Annotated in this window: 19 protein-coding genes; 3 read left to right on the forward strand and 16 right to left on the reverse strand. The window is 48.0% G+C overall.

Annotated elements, in window-relative coordinates; translation table 11 throughout:
• Positions 1 to 15: 15 nt before the first annotated feature.
• From QUB64_RS09870 to QUB64_RS09925, 12 genes are all read right to left on the reverse strand, one after another.
• A complete protein-coding gene (locus QUB64_RS09870; protein ID WP_333267936.1) occupies positions 16 to 288 on the reverse strand; it encodes a hypothetical protein in 273 nt (90 codons plus the stop codon).
• An 18-nt stretch (positions 289 to 306) separates the two neighbouring features.
• A complete protein-coding gene (locus QUB64_RS09875) occupies positions 307 to 1041 on the reverse strand; it encodes a hypothetical protein (protein WP_333267934.1) in 735 nt (244 codons plus the stop codon).
• Between the two features lie 10 nt (positions 1042 to 1051).
• Positions 1052 to 1294: a hypothetical protein gene (locus QUB64_RS09880; RefSeq protein ID WP_333267932.1), complete on the reverse strand. Its 243-nt coding sequence runs from the start codon at positions 1292 to 1294 to the stop codon at positions 1052 to 1054.
• 73 nt (positions 1295 to 1367) lie between these two features.
• Complete coding sequence (locus QUB64_RS09885; RefSeq protein ID WP_333267930.1) at positions 1368 to 3110, reverse strand: eCIS core domain-containing protein; 1743 nt, start codon at positions 3108 to 3110, stop codon at positions 1368 to 1370.
• A gap of 97 nt (positions 3111 to 3207) precedes the next feature.
• The gene (locus tag QUB64_RS09890; RefSeq protein WP_333267928.1) at positions 3208 to 4551 is read right to left on the reverse strand and encodes an eCIS core domain-containing protein; all 1344 of its coding nucleotides are present in this window, start codon (positions 4549 to 4551) and stop codon (positions 3208 to 3210) included.
• A gap of 27 nt (positions 4552 to 4578) precedes the next feature.
• The gene (locus tag QUB64_RS09895; protein WP_333267926.1) at positions 4579 to 6690 is read right to left on the reverse strand and encodes an ATP-binding protein; all 2112 of its coding nucleotides are present in this window, start codon (positions 6688 to 6690) and stop codon (positions 4579 to 4581) included.
• Positions 6687 to 7922, reverse strand: a complete 1236-nt coding sequence (locus QUB64_RS09900; protein ID WP_333267924.1) for a Pvc16 family protein — start codon at positions 7920 to 7922, stop codon at positions 6687 to 6689. The genes QUB64_RS09895 and QUB64_RS09900 overlap by 4 nt, the downstream gene beginning before the upstream one ends.
• Positions 7923 to 7928: 6 nt before the next feature.
• Positions 7929 to 8834, reverse strand: a complete 906-nt coding sequence (locus QUB64_RS09905) for a hypothetical protein (protein WP_333267922.1) — start codon at positions 8832 to 8834, stop codon at positions 7929 to 7931.
• A gap of 1 nt (position 8835) precedes the next feature.
• Positions 8836 to 9609 (reverse strand): hypothetical protein, encoded by a 774-nt coding sequence (locus QUB64_RS09910; RefSeq protein ID WP_333267920.1) that lies wholly within the window; start codon positions 9607 to 9609, stop codon positions 8836 to 8838.
• Positions 9610 to 9615: 6 nt separating this feature from the next.
• Positions 9616 to 10125 carry a phage tail protein gene (locus tag QUB64_RS09915; RefSeq protein ID WP_333267918.1) on the reverse strand — a complete coding sequence of 170 codons (510 nt, stop codon included), beginning with the start codon at positions 10123 to 10125 and terminating at the stop codon, positions 9616 to 9618.
• 11 nt (positions 10126 to 10136) lie between these two features.
• Positions 10137 to 11708, reverse strand: coding sequence for a phage tail sheath family protein (locus QUB64_RS09920; protein ID WP_333267916.1), 1572 nt, complete (start codon positions 11706 to 11708; stop codon positions 10137 to 10139).
• A 68-nt stretch (positions 11709 to 11776) separates the two neighbouring features.
• Positions 11777 to 12646 (reverse strand): hypothetical protein, encoded by an 870-nt coding sequence (locus QUB64_RS09925; protein ID WP_333267914.1) that lies wholly within the window; start codon positions 12644 to 12646, stop codon positions 11777 to 11779.
• Positions 12647 to 13442: 796 nt separating this feature from the next.
• Between QUB64_RS09925 and QUB64_RS09930 the strand changes: the two genes are divergently transcribed.
• Genes QUB64_RS09930 through QUB64_RS09940 form a run of 3 tightly spaced genes read left to right on the forward strand, consistent with a single transcriptional unit; the run spans position 13443 to position 16248 of the window.
• Entirely contained in the window at positions 13443 to 14816 is a 1374-nt protein-coding gene (locus tag QUB64_RS09930) for an ABC transporter substrate-binding protein (protein ID WP_333267912.1), read from the forward strand.
• A 57-nt stretch (positions 14817 to 14873) separates the two neighbouring features.
• Entirely contained in the window at positions 14874 to 15032 is a 159-nt protein-coding gene (locus QUB64_RS09935; protein WP_333267909.1) for a hypothetical protein, read from the forward strand.
• On the forward strand, positions 14995 to 16248 hold the full coding sequence (locus tag QUB64_RS09940; protein ID WP_333267908.1) for an FAD/NAD(P)-binding protein: 1254 nt from the start codon (positions 14995 to 14997) through the stop codon (positions 16246 to 16248). Before QUB64_RS09935 ends, QUB64_RS09940 begins: the two co-directional genes overlap by 38 nt.
• A gap of 332 nt (positions 16249 to 16580) precedes the next feature.
• On the opposite strand, the gene QUB64_RS09945 is transcribed toward QUB64_RS09940, so the two are convergent.
• The 4 genes from QUB64_RS09945 to QUB64_RS09960 all read right to left on the reverse strand — a co-directional run bounded on the left by QUB64_RS09945 (position 16581) and on the right by QUB64_RS09960 (position 20415).
• Positions 16581 to 16982 carry a hypothetical protein gene (locus tag QUB64_RS09945; RefSeq protein ID WP_333267906.1) on the reverse strand — a complete coding sequence of 134 codons (402 nt, stop codon included), beginning with the start codon at positions 16980 to 16982 and terminating at the stop codon, positions 16581 to 16583.
• Positions 16983 to 17200: 218 nt separating this feature from the next.
• On the reverse strand, positions 17201 to 18676 hold the full coding sequence (locus tag QUB64_RS09950; RefSeq protein ID WP_333267904.1) for a dihydrolipoyl dehydrogenase family protein: 1476 nt from the start codon (positions 18674 to 18676) through the stop codon (positions 17201 to 17203).
• A 272-nt stretch (positions 18677 to 18948) separates the two neighbouring features.
• Positions 18949 to 20085: a threonine-phosphate decarboxylase CobD gene (gene cobD, locus QUB64_RS09955; RefSeq protein WP_333267902.1), complete on the reverse strand. Its 1137-nt coding sequence runs from the start codon at positions 20083 to 20085 to the stop codon at positions 18949 to 18951.
• A gap of 18 nt (positions 20086 to 20103) precedes the next feature.
• The gene (locus QUB64_RS09960; protein WP_332948562.1) at positions 20104 to 20415 is read right to left on the reverse strand and encodes an HU family DNA-binding protein; all 312 of its coding nucleotides are present in this window, start codon (positions 20413 to 20415) and stop codon (positions 20104 to 20106) included.
• Between the last annotated feature and the right edge of the window lie 560 nt (positions 20416 to 20975).

Consider the following 20975-nt stretch of genomic DNA (forward strand, 5'->3'; position numbering starts at 1 on the left):
AATCTATTTTGTAGTTTAGGATTTGGTGGGAATTCCGATTAAATCTCTGGCCGCCAAGGCATCGGGAACCATGGCATCATTGGCATCGCAGAGTTGCCAGAAGGCGGTGGGATCTTTCAAGTAGCGATTGGCGATTAGATCTAGCCGCTGTCCGTCTAAGCGGCGGTGGTAGCCCAATAGTGGCGGTTGTCTGGGTAAGGGAAGTTTTGTAGCCCGCACGGTTTTGCCATTGGGGAGTGTGACTGAGTAAGTGCCTGCGGTTTGGTAGCGACTGCCGGGAAAAAACATAGCGCTCTCCTGGTGAATTTAAATTGGTAACATACCGATGATGGATTCGGCGGCGTTGCCTAGATTGGCGATCGCCAAAGCCTGACGCAATCCCTGAGAATAGGTATAAGCACCTTTAGCAATCTCGCTGAGATCCCCTGTCACAAACTTGAGTTCTTCTGGGGTTAACACCCGCAACCCAATCTGTGCTTCAGCATGGATCGGATTCAACAGACTGTCATAGAGTTTTTCTGTAATAGTCAAATTGGTGACACGCACAGGCACGATGCGTCCTGGGCCCCAAACGAATAACACCGTCGGTACTTGCATCACTGGTATGTCTCGTTTGGGTGCAGATGCCGAGGCGCTGGCAGAAACACTGGCAGAAGCCCCCTGAGAACCAACTGATAGAGATACGGAACCGACTAGCTTGGTGCCTGCGGCAGCTTGTGTGGGAAACTGCAACATCTCCAGCGCTGCTAACCGGGAATAAATCCCACTGACTTCAGCAATACCTTTAGCTACAGGACTGCCGTCGGCAATCACATCATTGGCATCCATAAGGATGGTGAAAGAGAACGATTCACCGGGTACGCCTTTTACTGCTAGTGGATTGATATCACCTTCGGCATTTTGAGCCCGCACTGATTCTGGCTGTGTCCAAGTATGAGTTATGGTTTCAGGGTTGAACTGGAAAACGATGACGTTCGGCAAGGGGATTAAGAACGTCTCCATGAATTCAACTAAGGCACCTTTGATGAATTTTCCAGCCATGATGGTTCTGTTAAGCGAGGGTTTGGTTTAACTGACGCAAGACTTCTGACACGATTTGATTGGCTAGGCGATCGACGTTGGCATTTGGTTGGGCGGTAATGTTCAATTGCAAGGAAGGTGAATCGCGGGCGGAGTGACTGGAAATTTCACTGTTGGCAAGTCCTTCTGCAATTAATCGTGCTAGGTGTTGTCCCTGGTTTTGGGAGAGTCCAGAGAGTTTTAGAGTTAGGCGATCGATGTTGAGGTTTGTCATATTAGGTTACGGTTATCGTTAAGTTTTAAATGATTGAGTTTTTGTATTTCAAGCAAGTTATTTAGATTAGCGGTCATACTACGTTGCCCTGACTGCTCAAACATACCAAAATGTTGTGTGGAACAAACACAGGTGAAGAAATGCCGTGCCTTGCAAACGCGGCTTTGTCTGCTGAACCTCTGGGTTCTACCTCTACAAAAGTCGTGTGTCCATAAGCACCATGAGTGCCTGGACGGAACTGATAGGTAGGCACCACCTGTACGTTGTCTGCTGTAGTGAATCGCACGCCCCCGACGCTAATGATTAACAAATCGGTTTCACCGATCGTGCCTTCTATTCGGTACATTGGGCAGAACCGAAAACTATCAGTTCCTTGAACAGCAGAGATGGATCGAATATCGTAGAGTGCAGGAGCTTGGCTATCGTCGATCGTTGAAAGTTCAGCCGGCCAAGTGCCAGAAATACCGACTGGAGAGAAACTGCGGTTTCTCTCGAAATCGTGGTCTCGATCGAATTCAGCTAACGAAGCATTGGTGCTCAACTCGCCGCAGAACCTTCCAATACTGGCTCTAGAATAGCCTCGTACAGCACGATAGAAACCAATCAGGTTTGAAGGCAGGTCTTCCTGGGCAAAAGATGAACTGCCAATCAAATCTGTCCATTGCTGCTGTGTTTCAAATACAACGGACAACTTCTTGAATAAACTTAGTGCCACTGCAAATATCTCATCAGAGGATAGCGGTCGCAGCAAGTGTACCGACATACTCGCACTGGAAAGCACTGCTCCTACACGAGGAACACTCGATGTCATCGTGGGTGTAATCAGATCCCCCGTTCCAGATGGAGAACTTGACCCTGCCACTCGCAGAGCATCGGAAGCATTTTGCACCCGAGTTATCAGTGTATTTGCCAGACCAGGATCAGCGTGAGACCAATCAATCCAGCCACAATTGGATGAAAAACTATAACGCCCATTGGGAATTCCATCCCGAGCGGGGACGCGCCACAAAGATGAACCACGTACTCTGCCTTGCTGAACTATATGTACCAATTCGTGCGCGAGGAGTCTCTTGCCTTCCGCTGTTGAAGGCGCATATTCGCCCGACCCAAACACGATATCGTGTCCGGTGGTATATGCCCGCGCCCGCACTGCCCATGCTGAATCTGCTGACGCGCCATCGACATGCACCCGCACTTGGCTGAAGTCATACCCAAACCGAGATTCCATGAAGGTACGGGTTTTGGAGTCAAGAGGTTGTCCTGAAGAGTTAATGACTTTGTGAACAATGGGGGGGGCTTGGGAGGAGGATTGGGATCGATTCAGAGGGGTAGGTTTGGGCACTGCTTTTCTCTGAATCATTTCCCCTTCTTCCTCTTTCGATTCAATCTGAGGTTTAAGGGATGGTTCAGGCATTCGCATGATTTGATCGGCTATATAATCGGCTTCCTGCTCATAGCGATCGCCCGGTTCACCGATCTTCAATTTAGTTTGTAAAATACCCTCCTGCTTGCTCTGACACTCTGCACAACTTCCTGATGACCCAGCACTATTGCCACAGGCACATTTACGTTGCAATATCCCTCCTTTCACAGGATTTGCTACAGGAGAACGCCCCTTCATCCTTAAAACAGCCTGATTCCCGTATGTCTTTTGCAAAGTAGCTAAATCTTTCCCTTGTTGGAAAGTTGGGGATTGACGAGATCGATCTCTGTGACCCAACAACAGAGAAGATTGCTCCCGCCCCAGCAAAGGTTCGGCAGTTTTGGAACTTGTGGTGGTTTGAGTTTTGCGATCTTTGGTAGGAGTTTGTAGCATGGCTTTTTCTTAAATACGTAAGTTACACTAAGTAATGTTGTCTCTAGTATTTTGAAAGTTTCTCTCTAGTGTTGTGAAAGTTTCATAGTAGGGATAACTAAACTACTTCAAGTTCACCAACACTTTGATTATCTTTACGCGCTGAGATCAAGTAATTCCAGATTTGGGGCCATTCCGAAGTTTGGTTAATTGTTGTGCATCCAAGGCTAACTCGCCCTGGATGCAAATAGCGATCACCGCTATGTCCAAGGCGAAACCAGGTTGTACCAAAGTCTCCGTATTTTGCTCCGTGATCGTGGTGAAAATCAGGAATTTCGATGTCATGCGTACCTTTTGGTGTAGGGTTATCTGGTTGCGTCATTGCACTAATAGGACCCTTACCGCCGTACCAAAACTCTCCTTTAGATATGTCGAATTTTGCGGTAGCTTTTGGATTAGCTGCGGTAGCTGAGACAAGCGAAGTAGCTGGAACAACTGCTTCATGACCGTAATAGCGCCCCTCAACAATTTGCACTTTCTTTGGAGATCTAAGCACGTTACTTGACTCTACTTTAAGAAAATGTGGAAGTTCTACAGGTTCGCCCTTTGAAATTAACCAGTAAACTGGGGTGACACTAGCCCATCCAGGAGATGTTGAGGCATATATTCGCCACTCTGGAATCACTGGACCTGTCAGTGTATTTGTCTGAGAGAAAGTTATATCAAGCGACTTATTTTCTAGCTGACTGGTACTATCTTGAGCTTGGGTACTGGCACTATCTTCATCCTGATCGCTGTCAGTTTGGCGCTGTAGTATGACATTGTTTGACAGAGACAAATTAACAGATACTGGTTGACCTGCTGTCACATAGTTTTCTGCTTCACTTGCCTCAACTTCCTGTTTAGACCGATTATTAGCATTGTCAATTGATGGATGAGTTAGTATAGCTGAATTACCTGCACGCTGTTGAATTGTGTGGGCTAACTCGTGGGCAATTAACTTTTGACCCGCAGGTGTCTTTGGCATGTATTGTCCGGTTCCAAACACAACGTGTTTTCCTACCGTATAAGCTAGAGCATCCACGGATTTTGCTGATTCTGCCGCTCTTGCATCGGTATGTAGTCGTACATGACTAAAATCATGTGCAAAGCTTGATTCCATGAGGGTGCGAGTGTCAGAGTTTAAAGGCTGGCCTGGTAAACTCAGAACTTCATGAACAATCGGCGAAACTTCACTACCCCTTTCACCTCCTTTGGTTTTACGTTGTAAGAATAATCTCTCCTTCTGCTGCATCCGTAAAACAGCCTGATTCCCATAGGCTTTCTGCAAAGCAGCTAAATTGTCTCGCTGTTGAAGTGGATGAGATCGCGCCATCCCACTCTCCTGTTCTGGCAAGTGTTCAAGAGTTCTGGAACTTGCCTCAGCTTTGGTTTTACGATCGCTAATAGGAGCCTGTAACATAGCCTTTCCTCCGAAATTACCCGAGTGCTAATTCAAAACCAAACTTCGCCCGTTTCCCAAACCATCCCAATCCTCCGGGCGCAGCGCCACACCATGTTTCGTCATCTCCCGCTGCGCTGCGTGCAAAATATGCTGCATCGTGATTCGAGTCCCATCCGCACGAGCCAAAAACGCTGCCGATAAAGCCGCCATTTTAATGTTAGCTCCCGTCATATTCAGCCGTTCTGCCAAAAACTGCCAGTTAATTTCATCTAATAACTCCTCTCCCGCCGGAGTCCGTTCCGACAACGCCAATTTCCACAGCGCTAACCGCTCGATCGGCCCCGGTTGCATAAAATCGACAATGAACCGAATTCGCCGCAGAAATGCCTTATCTAAATCGCCCTTACGGTTAGTGGCAAGAATCGCAATTCCATTAAATTGCTCCATCCTTTGCAACAAGTAATCAATCTGAATATTCGCATAGCGATCGTGAGCATCTTTGACCTGACTCCGCTGCCCAAATAACGCATCTGCCTCATCAAAAAACAGCAACACATTCGATCGCTCGCAGGCATCAAACACCTGCTTCAAACGTTTTTCCGTCTCCCCAATATACTTATTCACCACCCCCGCTAAATCAATGCGGTAAAGCTCCATATCGAGCGATCGCGCCAACACCTGCGCCGCCATCGTTTTCCCTGTTCCGCTGGGGCCTGCAAACATAGCAGCAATCCCCTGCCCCATAGGACACAACCGCTCAAATCCCCATTCCTGATACACCTCTGGGCGCAAACGTGCCTGTTGTTCCAGTTCCGTCAGATGTTGCCGCACATTAGCAGCTAGCACAATGTCCTCCCAGCCATAGGGGCAGGGTAGCGACACAAACAACTCACCCGGAGCTTGATACACCATCTGCCGACACACTTCGATCGCAGCCTCGGTTCCAGCAAAGGCAACTCTGGCAGCATTGGCAATCTCTGCGGGGGTGAGGTGCCATTGCTGAATCGGTACAGGTAGTGGCAGATTTGTCAACCCCTCCCAGAGGTGAATGCGTGCCGCCAGAGTCAGCGCAGGCAGGGAAAACACCCGATGGATACAGCCCTGGCATTGCAAAATCATCGGCTTTGAGGTGCTAAAAAGCGTTAAAGGTGCGAGTTCCGGTTGATTCTGCCAGATTTTGGCAGAGATGTCTTCCAGTCCGTGCCAGTAGAGGGCTGCGCCACTCAAAGCTGCCTGCCGCACTGCCCGCATTAGTCGTTCTGCTACCAAAGCTGGGGAACTTTCACTCCCCAATAGCAGCCCCGCATTCACCGCCAGCAATGGGATTTTTAAGGCAGAACAAAGTTGAGCCGCCAGGATTCGCTTGCCAGTTCCCTCTGCCCCTACCAACTCCAAGGAAAGCGGTAATGGCCCCGTTTTTTGCCTCTGATTAAGCATCGACTCCACAAAAGCTTGCATCTGGGCGAGTAGTTCCGGGTAAAGGCAATGGTTGCTGACATTTTCCAGGGGCCAGATCTGTTGCAGGGCATGACCCAGTGCTGGGTCTAAACCAGCGCCCTCGATCGCCCAGTTAACGATCGCCGGATCGGCAATCCAAGCAGTGGCGATCGCCCAGGGATGGCGGCTTTCCGGTGTAGGATACGCCAGTTGCCAGCGCACCAGCGGCGATTGTGGACTGAAACTGTGCCAACCTGACTGCTGAAACAAGCTGGCTGCCAGATGGGGCGTAGCATAACCTGCGGTAGCATCATCCTGGAGGTAGCCATATACCCGTCGCAGTGAGGGTTCGACTGCAACTGCGATCGCCAGTGCCAACAAATCCTGCTCCCGCACTGACAAGCCAAACATCTGTTGCAACTGCTGCCACTGTCGATCGCGAGCAACTTGCTGCTCAACGGCTTGAATCTGGTGAGCGAGCTGCCGTGCCTCGGCATTCTGGGTATAAAAGGAAACTTCTGCCGCCTGGGTGGCTTCGGGATTGGTCAGTAGATGCTGCACCTCTGTATCAGAAATTACCATCTCTCCCGGCATTTCCACATCTAGCTGTGACCACAGATGGCGCAACCAGAGCGATCGGCGCTGGGCAAACAGTCGCACCCGCATCACGATCGCAGGTTGACTGGTTTGGGGCTGACAGGTCGTTGTGCTTGCCATCATGCCACCTCCACCCACTTAGCAGGTAAAGACTCTACCTGGTTTACTCGCACTCGTACAAGATATCGTCCCGAGGCAATCGTTGTGGGGAGTTGCAATTGCAGTGTGGTAGCATTTACTACCTGAAAGTCCCCTGCTTCTGGGATGCTACTTACACGGGTCAGCTTGATGCTGCCTAGCAATAGGTCAGTCTTACCGGGTACAAATCCCTGGCCTGAGAGTGCGATCGCGCTCCCAATTACACCATTCACCACTGCGCCACCACTCGGATCGACAAAGGCAGCAATACTAAAAGGCGTGGGATTAGATCGACTCGCACTGGGATTTGCGATCGCCAAATCATTCCCAACTCGCAACTGGTAAACTCCCGGTGCAGGCGGACTGACTGATGGTATCTGCAACTCTAAACGGGTTGCTTCTCGTGCCTGAATCCAACTCGTCACATCTGTTTCCGTGCCATCTGCTGACAGCAGGTAAAGATGACTCGCTTGTACCCCTGTCAACCCCGTTCCATATAGGAAAAACCGCTGTCCCGCCGCAACTAAAGCCGGCGAGGGCGAGATATTATAGGTTTTCCCATCGGGTGCGAGATAGCTGAGATTGGCAGAGGTGCTGAGTAATTGCCCAGGAAGGGTGAAGGGAAGCACTTCCGGCGTAATCCGAAACACCCACACGGGCGCCGGGGAAATCGCAGGGGCAGGAGGTGTAATAAACACCACGCTCACTTTGTAAACCGTTGCCAACCGCATGGCAGTGGTCGATGCCTGCCACAGCCGCCCCAAGCTATCGGCGGTTTCCATCTCCATTGTCAGGCAAAATTCTTCTTTAACAGTTTGCCCATCCAGAATCACATTGGTGCGAATAATCGGATTTTCATGAAAACACCGCAGGGCAATGCTCATTGCCTGTTGTTCTTCTAAATAGCCGCCGTTTGCATTGTCAGAAAACGCACTAAGCAGATAGTACAAGTTCAAACTCAACGGTTGAGAGGGAATTTTTGAATCTCTCGCACCACTAACCGGACTGTTTTTCTGAAATTTGTCTGACTCGATGTGGAATAAATAAATACTGAGTTGACTGCCGCCTTCTTTGGAGACCTTATCTGGCGGGTTGCCGGATACAGTAAATGCAGCAAATCCCTGAAACAGCGTTGACTGCCGATAGGTTTCCAACAGCTTAACGAGCCGATCGGTAACAATTGAAAGATCGAGTAATCCCAGAAGTCCTAGTGGCATAGTTTATTACCCCTGCCGTAAGCCGAAGGAGGATGTAAACCCCCGTGCCAACGGGGACAGAGCAACGGGTTTCGGAGCCGTTGCCACAGGTTGGATTGGTGGAGTTGGGGGGGGTGCGATGTGAATATCGATCGTCCCGATGTGAACCGTATTGCCTCGAGCTGTAGCGGTTGACTGTGGCGGTCGATCGAACTTTTGGCGTTCTGATGCTGAGATATTGGGATCTGCATCATTCTGAGGTGCCTGGAGAATCACAAATGATTCGGATACTTCGGCAGATGCTGTTTCTGTGGATGCTACTTTTGAGACTTTTGAATGAATCACAAATGATTCGGATACTTCGGGAGATGCTGTTTCTGGGGATGTGGCTTTTGAAACTTTTGGACTCGTTTTCAGCATGAAACTTGTGGCAGCCTTTGCTAAATACGATCGCGGTTTTGGTAAGGTCGTAACTGAAGTAAGATTAGAGCTTTGTCCCGATCGATTTGGTGACTGTGCCAGCGAGTCTGGCGGTTGTATTGAGTGACTGACTGGAGTTGTCGGTTGCACAGTCTGGGTGCTGGGTTGTTGCTGAGAATTCTGTACAGCGGGACTGACAGAACTCGTTTGAGAGAAAACTGGAGTAGCCTGAATTTCCTGGGGCAGTTCGACGGATGGAACCTGTGCAGGGGAAGTAGTTGCGCTATCTACGGGCGATCGCACTTGCTTCATCTGTATTGAGGGCTGTTGCTCAGAGGAAACAACTACCCTGTTTGCAGGCTCTGATGGCAGTTGTGCGGGTATTGACTCACCGGCAACTTCAGGCGTCTGGGGAGCTTCTATGCGTGACAGGGGCGATCGCGGTGGCATGAGTACCGGCAGATGGCTGGTGCCGCGACGGGCGATCGTTTGTAGGTAGGATGACTGTGGCATCTCAGGCAGACCTCCATGCTTGACGAACTCGTTCGGCATACTGCTGGCGGCGGTGATGCGGTAACGCCAAGATTGCGTCCTCAGACCACTTATAGGATGATGCCAGCAAGTGAACTTCTTCGTAGATGAATGCAGCCTGACGGCGAAGTTCTTGCAGCGTGAATTGCTCAACATCGAAGAACATTGTGACTGCTGTCCCGCACTCCACACACTGCCCCTGTAAATCGTCCGACAGATTGGGAGCGAGGGCTGCCATTGCCGTCTCTACCCGCCGCCGCAATTTTGCTGAAATATCACCTGGTTTAATACATCGTTGCCTTAACTCCTGTTCTGGTTGAGGATGGTAGGCGATCGCTATGCGATCGGCAACCGTAGGAAGTCGGAAAGTCACAGCAGTATTGCGCAGTTGAAACCAACCAGGTGTTTCCGTGCAAGTGACGGTGGGCGATCGCCGAGGGACATGATGGGACAGATAATCACTAATCCGAAACGACACATCAACTCGTTTGCCACACCAGGGCGCTGGACAAATTGCATCTGTGCCGATCCAATCCCCAAACACAATTTGTCGCAGGATCAGCAGCAGGAATTCTAAATCACTAACACTCAAATCCCCCCAATTAACAACGGTGCGATCGATCGATTCAGCCAGCCGGGAAACTAGCTTCAGAGCCAGCCCTGCATCATTGGCTGGGGTTTCCAGCAGCAAAATATCCTCCGCCCCAGCAGGTTGACGCAGCGTCAGATCCAGTCCACTCACAGGCAGGCGTACCATGCTGCTTTAAACCTCCGTCGGCTCAGTCAAGGTCAGATCCCGTTCCCAACCTTCGTTTTCCAGTTTGATGTGTTCGATCGCGTAGGCATTAGCACCAGCATCCAGATCGGGGAGAGCCTGATATTCGGATACCCAACAGCGATGCACAATGTAGCGTTGCACGGGTTGTCCGGCTTCGTTTAGTAAATCAATCCGCACCTGCTTTCGCAAGTTCTTGAGTGTTTGCGTAGCAGCTCCTTTGTCCAAGACTTGAGGTGCATTCGCCCACAGTTCAAAGTCTGTATCGTGGGTGACTCCACGTTCCAGAGTAATGGGTTCATATTTAGTGCGTCCCATGCCTTTGCGGATAATGGGATTGCCGCCTTCTTTGTATTCGATCGCATCTGACGATCGCTTCAAACCCGTCACTTTACTTAAACCGGCAACAGGAGTGGTAGCGGTGTCGAAATAAACCAGGAATCGGTAAGTTTTGTAAGGATCGAAGCGATTGATGTTGACAGAAAATGGTTTACCCATAGGAGTCTCCTCTATGATTGAACCTGACCAGCAAGCTGGGCAATTTTGACAATGACAAATTCCGCAGGCTTCAACGGTGCAAACGCCACAATAATGTTGACAATGCCGTTATCAATATCTGTTTGAGTTGTGGTTGAAGAATCGCACTTTACCTGAAATGCCTGACTCGGTTTTGAACCCTGAAATGCACCTTGATTGAACAACGACAGCATGAAGTTCTCGATCGAGATCCGAATCGCTACCCACAAGGGTTCATCATTGGGTTCAAACACAACCCAACCGAGATTTCGGAACAGCGTTTGTTCAATAAATAAAGCCATCCGCCGCACGGGCACATAACGCCATTGCTGATAAGCAAGATTCTTTGTAACCAGGGTGCGCGCCCCATAAACAACAGTTCCAACTCCTGGAAACGATCGCAAACAATTCACCCCAATATCATTTAGCTTTCCCTGGCGCAGATCGGTCATCAATCCGCGTTCGACTAAACCTGTAGTATTTAAAATCGTGGTTTCTAGACCAGCAGGGGCTTTCCAAACGCCTCGATTTAAATCAGTCCGAGCATAAATCCCCGCCACAAATCCACTGGGGGGTAAGTCAAGGCGTTTTCCGGTTATGGGATTGACCGATTTTAGATAGGGGAAATAAAGCGCCCCATTCTTACTTTTAGGCAGGATATCGATCAAATCTGCGATCGGGGTTAACGTGCCACTGCCATCTGCCGCAGCTTGAGGAGGCGGGTCCATAATGAAAAAAGCCTGTTTGCGCTCACAAAAAGCAAGTGCTTCACTCAAAATACCGTTAGCCACCACCCCAGGAATCAACAGCAGATTAAAAATAGAAACTTTGTCGAGCGAACTATCGGCTTTGAAAGCATCAGTGAATTCATCAGGATGAAACGTGGTCGTAGTTCCAGCGGGAGGTGCTTTTTTTAAAGATTTATGCTGGTCAGCAGAAGCGGTAGGAAAGGTTGTCGGATACGTTAGAGAAGCGGGCGCAACTCGAACCAACGCTGAGATAGGTTTGGCATCGGTTCCCAATCGTTTCTCGATAAATTCAGGACTGCTGCTGTCAAGCTTAACTCCTCGATAAACCTCTACTTGAGAGCCGTAGGCAATCACAAGATCGGCGGTATCAGCAGTGGTATTCAGGTTGCTAATTGTTACGGTCATGGGAATTTGTTCAGCGGGTTCGAGTCCAATGAACTTGATTCCGCCCGTTGTTGCTTCTGGACGCTTAAATGTACTATCCTCTCCTGGTCCACTAGATAGTTTGGCTCCCGAAGCATTACGATAGTTTGCTTGAAGCCCAACCACGTAAGCTACAGAACCACCGTTGATAAAAAATTGATTTACTGCATGAGCAACCTGACAATCAACTAGCTCACTCTCATATAATCCCCCAAATTCTCGTTCGTATTCCGTGAAGTTGAAAATCTCGATCGCCTGATTAAATTTCCTCGTTTTAAACGGATGGGTGTAGCCGACAAATACAGTTACAGATGTTGGCGCTGCCGTAATTGTGCGGGCACTACTGGGCAGTTCTTCAATGTAAATACCTGGATAGGTGGGTGTAACTGGCATAATCTCTCCCTTAAATTTAGATGGAGCCGATCTGGCGTGTACGAACCTGTCTCTCTGTGAATCGCAAATTAACTCGCTGGGATGGTTGCAGATGCCTGTACCGCATCTCGTTTGTCAGCTCCACCATTGAGCGCAAATAAGCCGGCAGAAGGAATCATTGTAAAGCCGCTGAGGCTTCCATCTGGTTTAGTAACGGTGATGATGTATTTGTTTGTTCCTTCTAGCTTGGCTGGCAAATCAGCTAGTTTGATCGCTGCGATCGTTTTAGTCCAGGTGATAGCCATTACAAATGTTTTCGCCGCTGCATCAACACCAGAAATACTAGCAACTGTATTGTTACCATCCTCACCAACTTTCTTAGCCTCTAGGTTGAAGGCAATACCCGATGGATCGCCGTCTACAGGTTTGGCTGCTTTGGTTGTAGCATTTCCGTTTTCAAGCGTGTAAGTTCCTGCTTTCGGTTTAGATGGCGTGGGTGTAGCCTTAATATGAACCAGGCTTTGTTTGCTTCCAGGCGTTGTGTCTATTCCCAGTATCGTTCCGATAAAAATTGGTGAAGTCGAATCGATGCTGAGCGTGTGAGTTTCCTTTTCAGTCACAATGGCATCAAAGGTTGTCTTTGCCGGATTCAAGGGGTCTGCGGGATCGGGCGTAACATTCTTAAACTCAATCTGAATATCGTTTCCTGCAATACCTGCATCGGTTGCCTTAATCATCAAGGCAGGTGGTGTTGGTGGAGTCTCACCTGCTGTAATTGTCTCCTGTTTAGCTAGGTACTCTAGCCACGGTTGAAGTTCCGCTTGATAAGCACTGTAGCCAGCACTTAGTTTAACAGCACCATTTTCAAAGCTAATGGCAGTCAGGGGAATCAGTAGTGCCTGACCATCTTTAGTCGTAAACGCAATGGGTCCTGAGCCGACGGCGATCGCGCTTGACATTTTGCTCTCCCACCAGTAATTAGGGAATCTATCGAGTAAGCATTTGTGCATTATAATTTACAGATCGTAACCGCATAAATCTTAGAAGTCGGAATAGTTACAGAATTTATATATAACTTATCTTTTGACAACAAATCACAACATTTCTCAACACCCTGGTCAGCGATCGCTACAAATGCGTTCCATGATTGAGCTCATTGTTTGTCTGGAGTTCCCCCATAGCCTATCTCGTCGGGTCTTCTCCGATCGCTCTTTGCCACCAATGTCTTCGCTATAGCAATCCTGGCATAATTTGTGATAAACAGCAATAGATAAAAAGCTTGGAAAACTCAAAGATTTGGATAGGTTCTGCATCCAGGGCTGAATTAGTTATTGAAACTAATCTACAAGAATATGACTTTTATGAACTCAAGAATATGACTTTTATGAGTTCAAAATATAAATTTATGAATTGACTTTAAAAAAGCTTTGATTGATAATCTGTATATAGCAATCCTCGCAGGATTTGTACATATGTAGGGGTAGTGCCAAGAGTGCCTGCGGTGGCAGCGTAAAGAGGGCAACCACGGGGGGTTGCCCCTACAAGAATTACACAACTGATGAACGGACTGCTATATCAGCTTCGGGCAGCACTGAGCAACTACCACAAAAGTCGCTCGAAATCAAAGGTACTAGATATTTCTATAGATTGACAACCGGAGTATTCCCCGGCCATAGCCGATTTATTCCACTATGCCAGGAAATGCTTACCCGAAATCAAAGCCTCGAAACAATATTGAACTCAGGAGAACTAATCATGTATCAAGAACCTCAAAAAAGAAAAGGCCCGCCGCCAATTGTTTTTATTGCATTTCCTTTGATTGCCTGGGGTGCATTCATTTTTATTCCATACATATTAAATAGGAGAAATACAGGTACACCCGATCCTGGCAATAGCCGTCTCAGTTTGGGAGATAAGATATTGGTGCAATCGCAAACAACAGCAGGAAAACAAGCAGGTGTCAAGGCTTTTGCTGGCGGTGATTACAAAGAAGCTGTCAAAAATTTTCAGGCATCGCTGCAACAGAATCGCAACGATCCAGAGACAGTAATTTATTTGAACAATGCCAAAGTTAACAATGACAATCCTCTGAAAATTGCCGTCAGCGTTCCCATTGGCACTAACCCGAATGTAGCGCAAGAAATGCTCCGAGGAGTTGCCCAAGCTCAAGAGGAAGTTAATGCTGGGGGAGGGATTAATGGTGCGGGTTTGCAAGTTTTGATTGCGAACGATGATAACAGTCCAGATTTTGCCAAAGAAATTGCAACCGGATTCGTAAATGACCCTAAAATTTTAGCAGTTGTCGGACACAATGCGAGCAATGCTTCTTTAGCTGCTGCTCCTATCTATCAAGAAAAAAAACTGGTGATGGTGACGCCAACTAGCTTTGCTAACAATTTATCAGGTTTTGGCAGCTACATTTTTCGGACAGTCCCTGCAATTCAATCGATGGCGGCTCCTTTAGCAGAATATATGGTGAAGAAAGCTGGCAAAACTAATGTTGCTATCTGCTATGATTCTCAAGCTCCCGATAATGTATCGTTTAAGGATGAATTTGTTTCGTCGTTTTCGGCTTTGGGTGGTAAGGTAGTGCCTGCGGTTTGTGACTTTTCAACGCCGACTTTTAATTCGAGTGCTAGCATTGCTGATGCTGTTAGCAAAGGTGCACAAGCGTTAATGTTAGCGCCTCATATCGATCGCATCGATCGCGCGATCGACCTAGCCCGCCTCAATACTGGCAAATTAGCGCTCTACGGCAGCACGACGCTGTACACCTTTCAAACGGTAAAAGAGGGGAACAAAGACGTTGACGGGCTTATTTTGTCCGTTCCGTGGCATCCTGACACTAATCCCAACAACCCATTTTCTAAGAATGCGATTCAAAAGTGGGGAGGTGTGGTGAATTGGCGAACCGCCACGAGTTTTGACGCGACTAAAGCTATTATCAGCGGTTTGCAGCGCAGCAATACGCGATTCGGATTGCAACAAGCACTCAGAAATCCGAACTTCGTTACCTCCGGTGCGAGTGAAGATGTGAGGTTTTTGCCAACGGGCGATCGATGGAACAAAGCAATTTTAGTACAGGTTCAACGCCAAGGCAACGATTACAGGTTTGTGGCGCTACCTTGATTCTGAAATTGATAGCTTAACCGCAGATGTGAGGCCCATTAACACAGATTAACGCAGATGCATTCAAGAATTGAGAGCGAAATGCTGGCAATTGAAGTTTATTCTGGAGCGCCGTCAACGGAAATGCCCGATCGACCTATAATGAGAATTGTTATCATTCGCAAATTAGCAATTCTCCATGCAAGCTACATCAGCAGCCACGCCGCCCCAAATTGATTTAGCTTTAATCGGCGCTGGGCCCCACGCCCTAACTCTAGTAGCACACATATTACAAAAACGCAATAGCCTGCGGGATAAACTTTTAGCATTCGATCCGAGCGGCGAATGGCTGACTGAGTGGCGGAGACAATTTGCAGCTTTAGAAATTGGGCATTTGCGATCGCCCGCAGTGCACCATCCAGATCCCAACCCTTACCAATTGCGGAGGTTTGCCGAAAATCGCTCCTCGGAATTGTTTCCACCCTACGATTTGCCGGGAAGTCGGTTATTTGAGGATTTTTGTGCTGATACAGTTAAAAGATGGGATTTGGGCGATCGAGTTATCCAAGCAAAAGTAACCCGCATTCAGCCCAAATCCGGCCGTTTCCGCCTGTGGTTTGAAGATGGCAAAAGTGCGATCGCCCGCCGAGTAATTGTCGCCGCCGGTAGTGGAAAACCGCATTTACCAGCCTGGGTAAATCAAATTCAAACACAGCATCCCGCCGAAAGAATTCGCCACTCTAGTCAAGTAGATTTACGAAATTTAGAATTAGCAGGAGAACAAATATTAATTGTCGGTGGCGGGCTAACTAGCGGACATTTAGCAGTAGGAGCAATTGCTAGAGGAGCAAAAGTCCTGTTAATGACGCGGCGCTATTTCCCAGAAAAACTCTTTGATGCCGAACCCGGTTGGTTGGGGCCAAAATACCTGAAAGGATTCGCCACTGAAGCTGATTGTCATAAGCGTTGGGAAGCTATTCAACAAGCTCGCAATGGCGGCTCAATGACACCGGAAATTATGACACAATTACGCAGGTTGTCCCACAGCCAAAAGCTGACATTTCACGAAGAGTGCGAAGTTGTTGGCGTTCGGTGGCAAAATAACAGATGGACTGTTGATTGCAGCGATGGAGAGAGCTTCTTTGTCGATCGCATTTGGCTAGCAACCGGCACTAAACTAGATATTACAGCCGAGCCTTTGTTCAAAGAAATGTTAGAAACCCATCCCATTGAAATAGTTAAAGGTTTGCCAGTTTTAGATAAACACCTGCGTTGGCCCGGATGGGAATTATTTGTGACTGGTGGTTTAGCAGCGCTGCAAGTGGGGCCAGTCGCCAGAAACCTTTCAGGGGCGAGAATGGCTTGCGATCGCATTGTACCGGCGATCGTCAAATCTAGCATTGCACTCTCGCCCGCAATAATTAGTCAGCAGTCATCAGTTATTAGTCATTAGTCATTAGTCATCAGTCATCAGTCATCGGTCATTAGCTCTTAATTAGTAAGTGCAAAAACCACAATGTCTTCTAGGGACTTTTATGGTTGGTTTAGCGATGATTCGCGCCCCTGAACGAGTCAACCATTTCACGCACGCGCTCTCCCCACTAATGACTGCTGACTGCTGACTGCTGACTGCTGACTGCTGACTGCTGACCAATGACTGCTGACTAATGACTAATGACTGCTGTTGGCGATCTATATGAGCTCGCAAAACATGACTAATGACTAATGACTAATGACTAATGACTAATGACTAATGACTAATGACTAATGACTAATGACTAATGACTATTGCAACTTAACAGCAGCCCGCTGAATTGGCAAAACTTCATCCAACGTCAATTCGCGATCGGCTGTTAGGTGACTGGAACAGCAAATCGTGCTGAAATAAAGAGAACGACCCACAACTTGAGAAAAATGCTGTTCCAAAAGTAACCGAGAAGTAATATCGCCCAACAGTTCAGATATATCTTTTGTCAACTGTTCGGTATCGTCCCGGTGAGTAATTCTGAACTGAAAAGGCGTCTTGCCGATCGACTTTTTAATTTCTGTATCAAAAGCATCATCTTTCCCGGCGACAAAAGCCAAAGACTGAGCTGTCAAAAATTGCCAAGCTTCGGGAAATATGTTGCGAATGTTTTCTAGGGGATTTCCTGTTTCGTAAACTAAAGTAGCAGTTTTGCAATCCATGAATCCGACCTCGGGTAGTTAGTAGCGTGTCTCAACTATTTTGAGTTTTTGACCTCGATTATTATCTTCCCCATTGGCAACTAAATCAATAGCTTTTGATAAAATTAGATAAAAATTTATAACTTTTAACAAATGATGTATCTGACTTTACCAATGACCTGTTTGGCCAATGCCCAATGCCCAATGACCAATGCCCAATGCCCAATGACCAATTTTTTCTACTTCCAATACCTGCGCCAGTGAAACAAATTCTCCCACAAATTCTGGAGAAAAGTATTGCTGCGGAAGCGCTGTAACTCCCAAACAGCAGCAGCTTGACCGTTAATTGCCGAAAAACTCGACCAAATATAAGGAAGTTCTGCGATCGCCTCAACCTTCATCCCGCGGGGCACAGCAAAGGCGATCGCATGAATCAACTCAGCAGCTTGCGGGCCGACAATAGTCGCTCCCAAAATCTCCCCGTTGCGGCGCCCGACAATCTTACAAAAACCCGTTGTCTCACCGGACATTTGAGCTCTTTCAACATTCTTGAAATATTCCCGAGCCACAATCAAATCGTCTCCAAAACGCCGCCTTGCTTGCGCTTCCGTCAAGCCAACCCTCGCCAACTGCGGATCGGAAAAAATCGCCCAAGGAATCCCGCGATAATCTATGTGAAACAGCGGCAAAAACAAAGCATTTTTCACAGCCACCGCAGCTTCGCAGTTGGCGATGTGAGGGAACGAATAACCGCCAGCAACATCGCCGATCGCATAAATACGCGAATTAGTTGTTTGCAGCTTTTCATTTAAAATCAACCCGCGATCGCTAAATTTAACCCCAGCCGCTTCGAGATTTAACGATGCAAAATTATGCTGGCGCCCCGCCGCCAGAAAAATCTCCTCAGCTTCGATCGCCCTTGGCCCTGCTTGAATCCACTTTTTACCATCTATCACCCGAGCTTGAGTCACCTCAGTAGCAGTCAAAATCCGCACTCCTTCGGCTTCCATTGCAGCTTGAACCAAGCCAGCAGCCTCTCGGTCTTCTTTCGTCAAAATGTGGGAACCCTTCACCACAAGCGTCACAGCAACCCCTAATCGAGCAAGAGTTTGAGCCACTTCGACACCGCTGGGATCGGCACCGATTACAGCCAAACTTTTAGGTAACAGTGGAAGTTTTGCTAATTCCCCGACAGTTTCGGAAGTAAAAAAGCCTACAGACGAAAGTCCTTCAATATTGGGAATTGCAGCCATTGTTGGACAAGCTAGCAAATAACAGCGCGATCGCAATGAACGGCCACCCGCCACCACAGCCAAATCCGGTTCCACAACAAACTCGCTGCTACCACAAATAATATCGACCCCGCGAGCGGCCAAAACGCCTAGAGCATCAATTTCTGACAAATTAGAAACAACACCGTCAGCCCACTTCAGAACCCCATCAAACCGCAATTCGATCGGCATCGACGAATTAGCAGCTCCCCAGCGAACCCCCAACTGCTGGCGGCCGATCTGCTGCGCAAAACGAGCAGCTTCCCTCAAAGTTTGGCTGTATCTCAAACCAAAGTCGATCGACTCTTTCCCCCCAGTCTGCAAATCTTGCGAATTACTTAGCGGTTCCACCAAAGCAACACGAGCCGGGAAATTAGTTGCAGTCAAAGCAGCATAGCGTCCGGCCGCAGTTCCACCAATAATCACTAAATCATAATCAAGCATAAATAGTCAGTTGTCAGTTGTCAGTTGTCAGTTGTCAGTTGTCAGTTGTCAGTTGTCAGTTTAAAAATACCAGCGAACCTTTATATTTCTATTTTTTTCTTCTCTTTCTTCTTTTTCTTCTCTTTCTTCGTGTCCTTTGCGTCTTCGCGGTTCGTTCAAAAAATCAATCAACAGCGCCAATAGAATATATTAATTCCAAATAATTTATAAGAGTGCGAGCATCTCCCTCGCAATGCAAGCAACATCTCGCACTCCCAGCAACATCAGGGGATTCACAACTGACAACAGACATCCGCAAGTCCAGCAATCAGCCGCAGATTGTCCGCCCTCTCGCGCACGGCGACTCGGAAAAATCGATCGCCCAACTCAGGAAAACTCAAACAATCTCGAATCAAAATCCGGTGTTGTTGCAACAGACTTTTTTGAATTGCAGAAACCGACACCGACGACTCAACTAACAAGAAATTAGCCGCCCCAGCCATTGGCCGCAAACCCGGCAAATTAGCCAAACCCTCAAACAGCTCTCGACGAGCCACAGGTAGCCAATCCCAAGTTTGCCGCTCAAAAGCAGCATCCCGCACCACAGCAGCCGCTGCCGCCGCAGCCAAGGCATTCACAGGCCAAGGATCGCGCAGCAACTGCCAGCGGCGGAGGATATCGGGATGCCCGATCGCACATCCCATCCGCAGTCCCGGCAGAGAATAGAATTTGGTGAGCGATCGTAAAATCACCAAATTCGGAAACTCCTCAACAGCAGCGATCGAACTTTGCTGCTCGAATGGCGGTAGAAAGTCCATAAAGGCCTCATCCACCACCACCATACCCAACTGCTCCAAATAAGGCCGAATCGCCTCCCTAGCGAACAGCAAACCCGTCGGATTGTGGGGGTTGTTCAGTAGCAAAGCTCGATCGGCATCCAGAGCAAGAGGAACCGGAATCTCCAGAGAAGGGGAGACAAGAGAACGGTTAGAAACCGAAAAATCATCCGTTACTAACCCGCTCCCGGGTTCGGCATCCAACGATTTCAGATCCAAAGGACAATCCAGCACCTGCGCGCCAAAAGCCGAAAGAGCCCGCCAGTAATCGCCAAAAGCCGGAGTCACCAAATAAGTCGCCTCCAGCTTCGACAAATCCCTTGCCGCCCAAGTCAACAATTCCGCCGAACCATTCCCGGGCAAAATCCAATCCGGGTCAACATTCAAAGCCTCACCCAAAGCAGCCCTCAGCTCTCCATAATCCGGATCTGGGTAAGCCGTGAGACTGCCCAAGTGAGCTTGAATCGCAGCCAGGGCCGACTCAGGAGGGCCCAAAGGACTGATACTCGCAGAAAAATCGAGAATAGCAGAGGCAGGGCAGCCCGCCAGTGTGGCTGCCCAAGCTAAATTCCCACCGTGTACAGGTCTAATCAAGACTCAGTTCGCCAGTTATTAGGAGTTTTTCGGCGGTGCAACTCTGTCCTTGAACAACTTACCTGCGGAAAATGCAGGAACTTTAGTTGCCGGGATTTCCATCTTGTCGCCAGTTTTGGGATTGCGACCCTCACGGGCCTTGCGTTCCCGCGACTCAAACGAGCCAAAACCGACCAGTGTAACCTTGTCGCCGTCGGAGACAGCTTTCATGATTGCTTCCAAGGCTGCACTCAAAACGGCATCTGCCTGTTTTTTAGTGACACTAGCATTTTCGGCCACTACATCAACCAATTCACCTTTGTTCATTGCGCACTCCTTCTGGGTTTGCAAAATACGTCAAACAGAGTTCAACTATTAGCTGTGAGTTATCAACTGCATTGGAGTTTGGGTTGGGAGGTTTGGGTCGTTCCCTATTGCTCCAGCCCGCTTCCCAATTAAGAACTCCTGCTGAATACCAATTACCCTAGGATAATTGGTCAGAAAAGGAATTTTTGTTGCTAATTGCTGAAAACCCGACAGCATCTAATTTTCACTGCATTATTCTAAAGTCTTGCCGACCGTTATGGATCGGTGGAACCTTTAATTTATATGGAACTTGCCAACTTTTTAGAATTAATACCCAAATTTAGCTAAAAAAATACCACCTTGGAGAGAAGATTTTTCGCCTCTGTGGATTTGAAATGGGGAAATAACCAAAAATGGAAAGAAGAAAATGTCATTTGTCAAGGGTTAAACCAATTTTTTTTCTGATTCCTTCTTGCTTCTGAGAGAAAGAAGGTGAAATAAAACGAATAAAGTCTGAATAGTCAAGGGGAAAAGAAAAATTTATTTCCCTCCAACCTCTTCCTTCTTCCCATTCGTGTCACCAATCGCCTAAAAATCTTTGTATC

Source organism: Microcoleus sp. Aus8_D2, from assembly GCF_036702665.1.
GTDB lineage: Bacteria > Cyanobacteriota > Cyanobacteriia > Cyanobacteriales > Microcoleaceae > Microcoleus.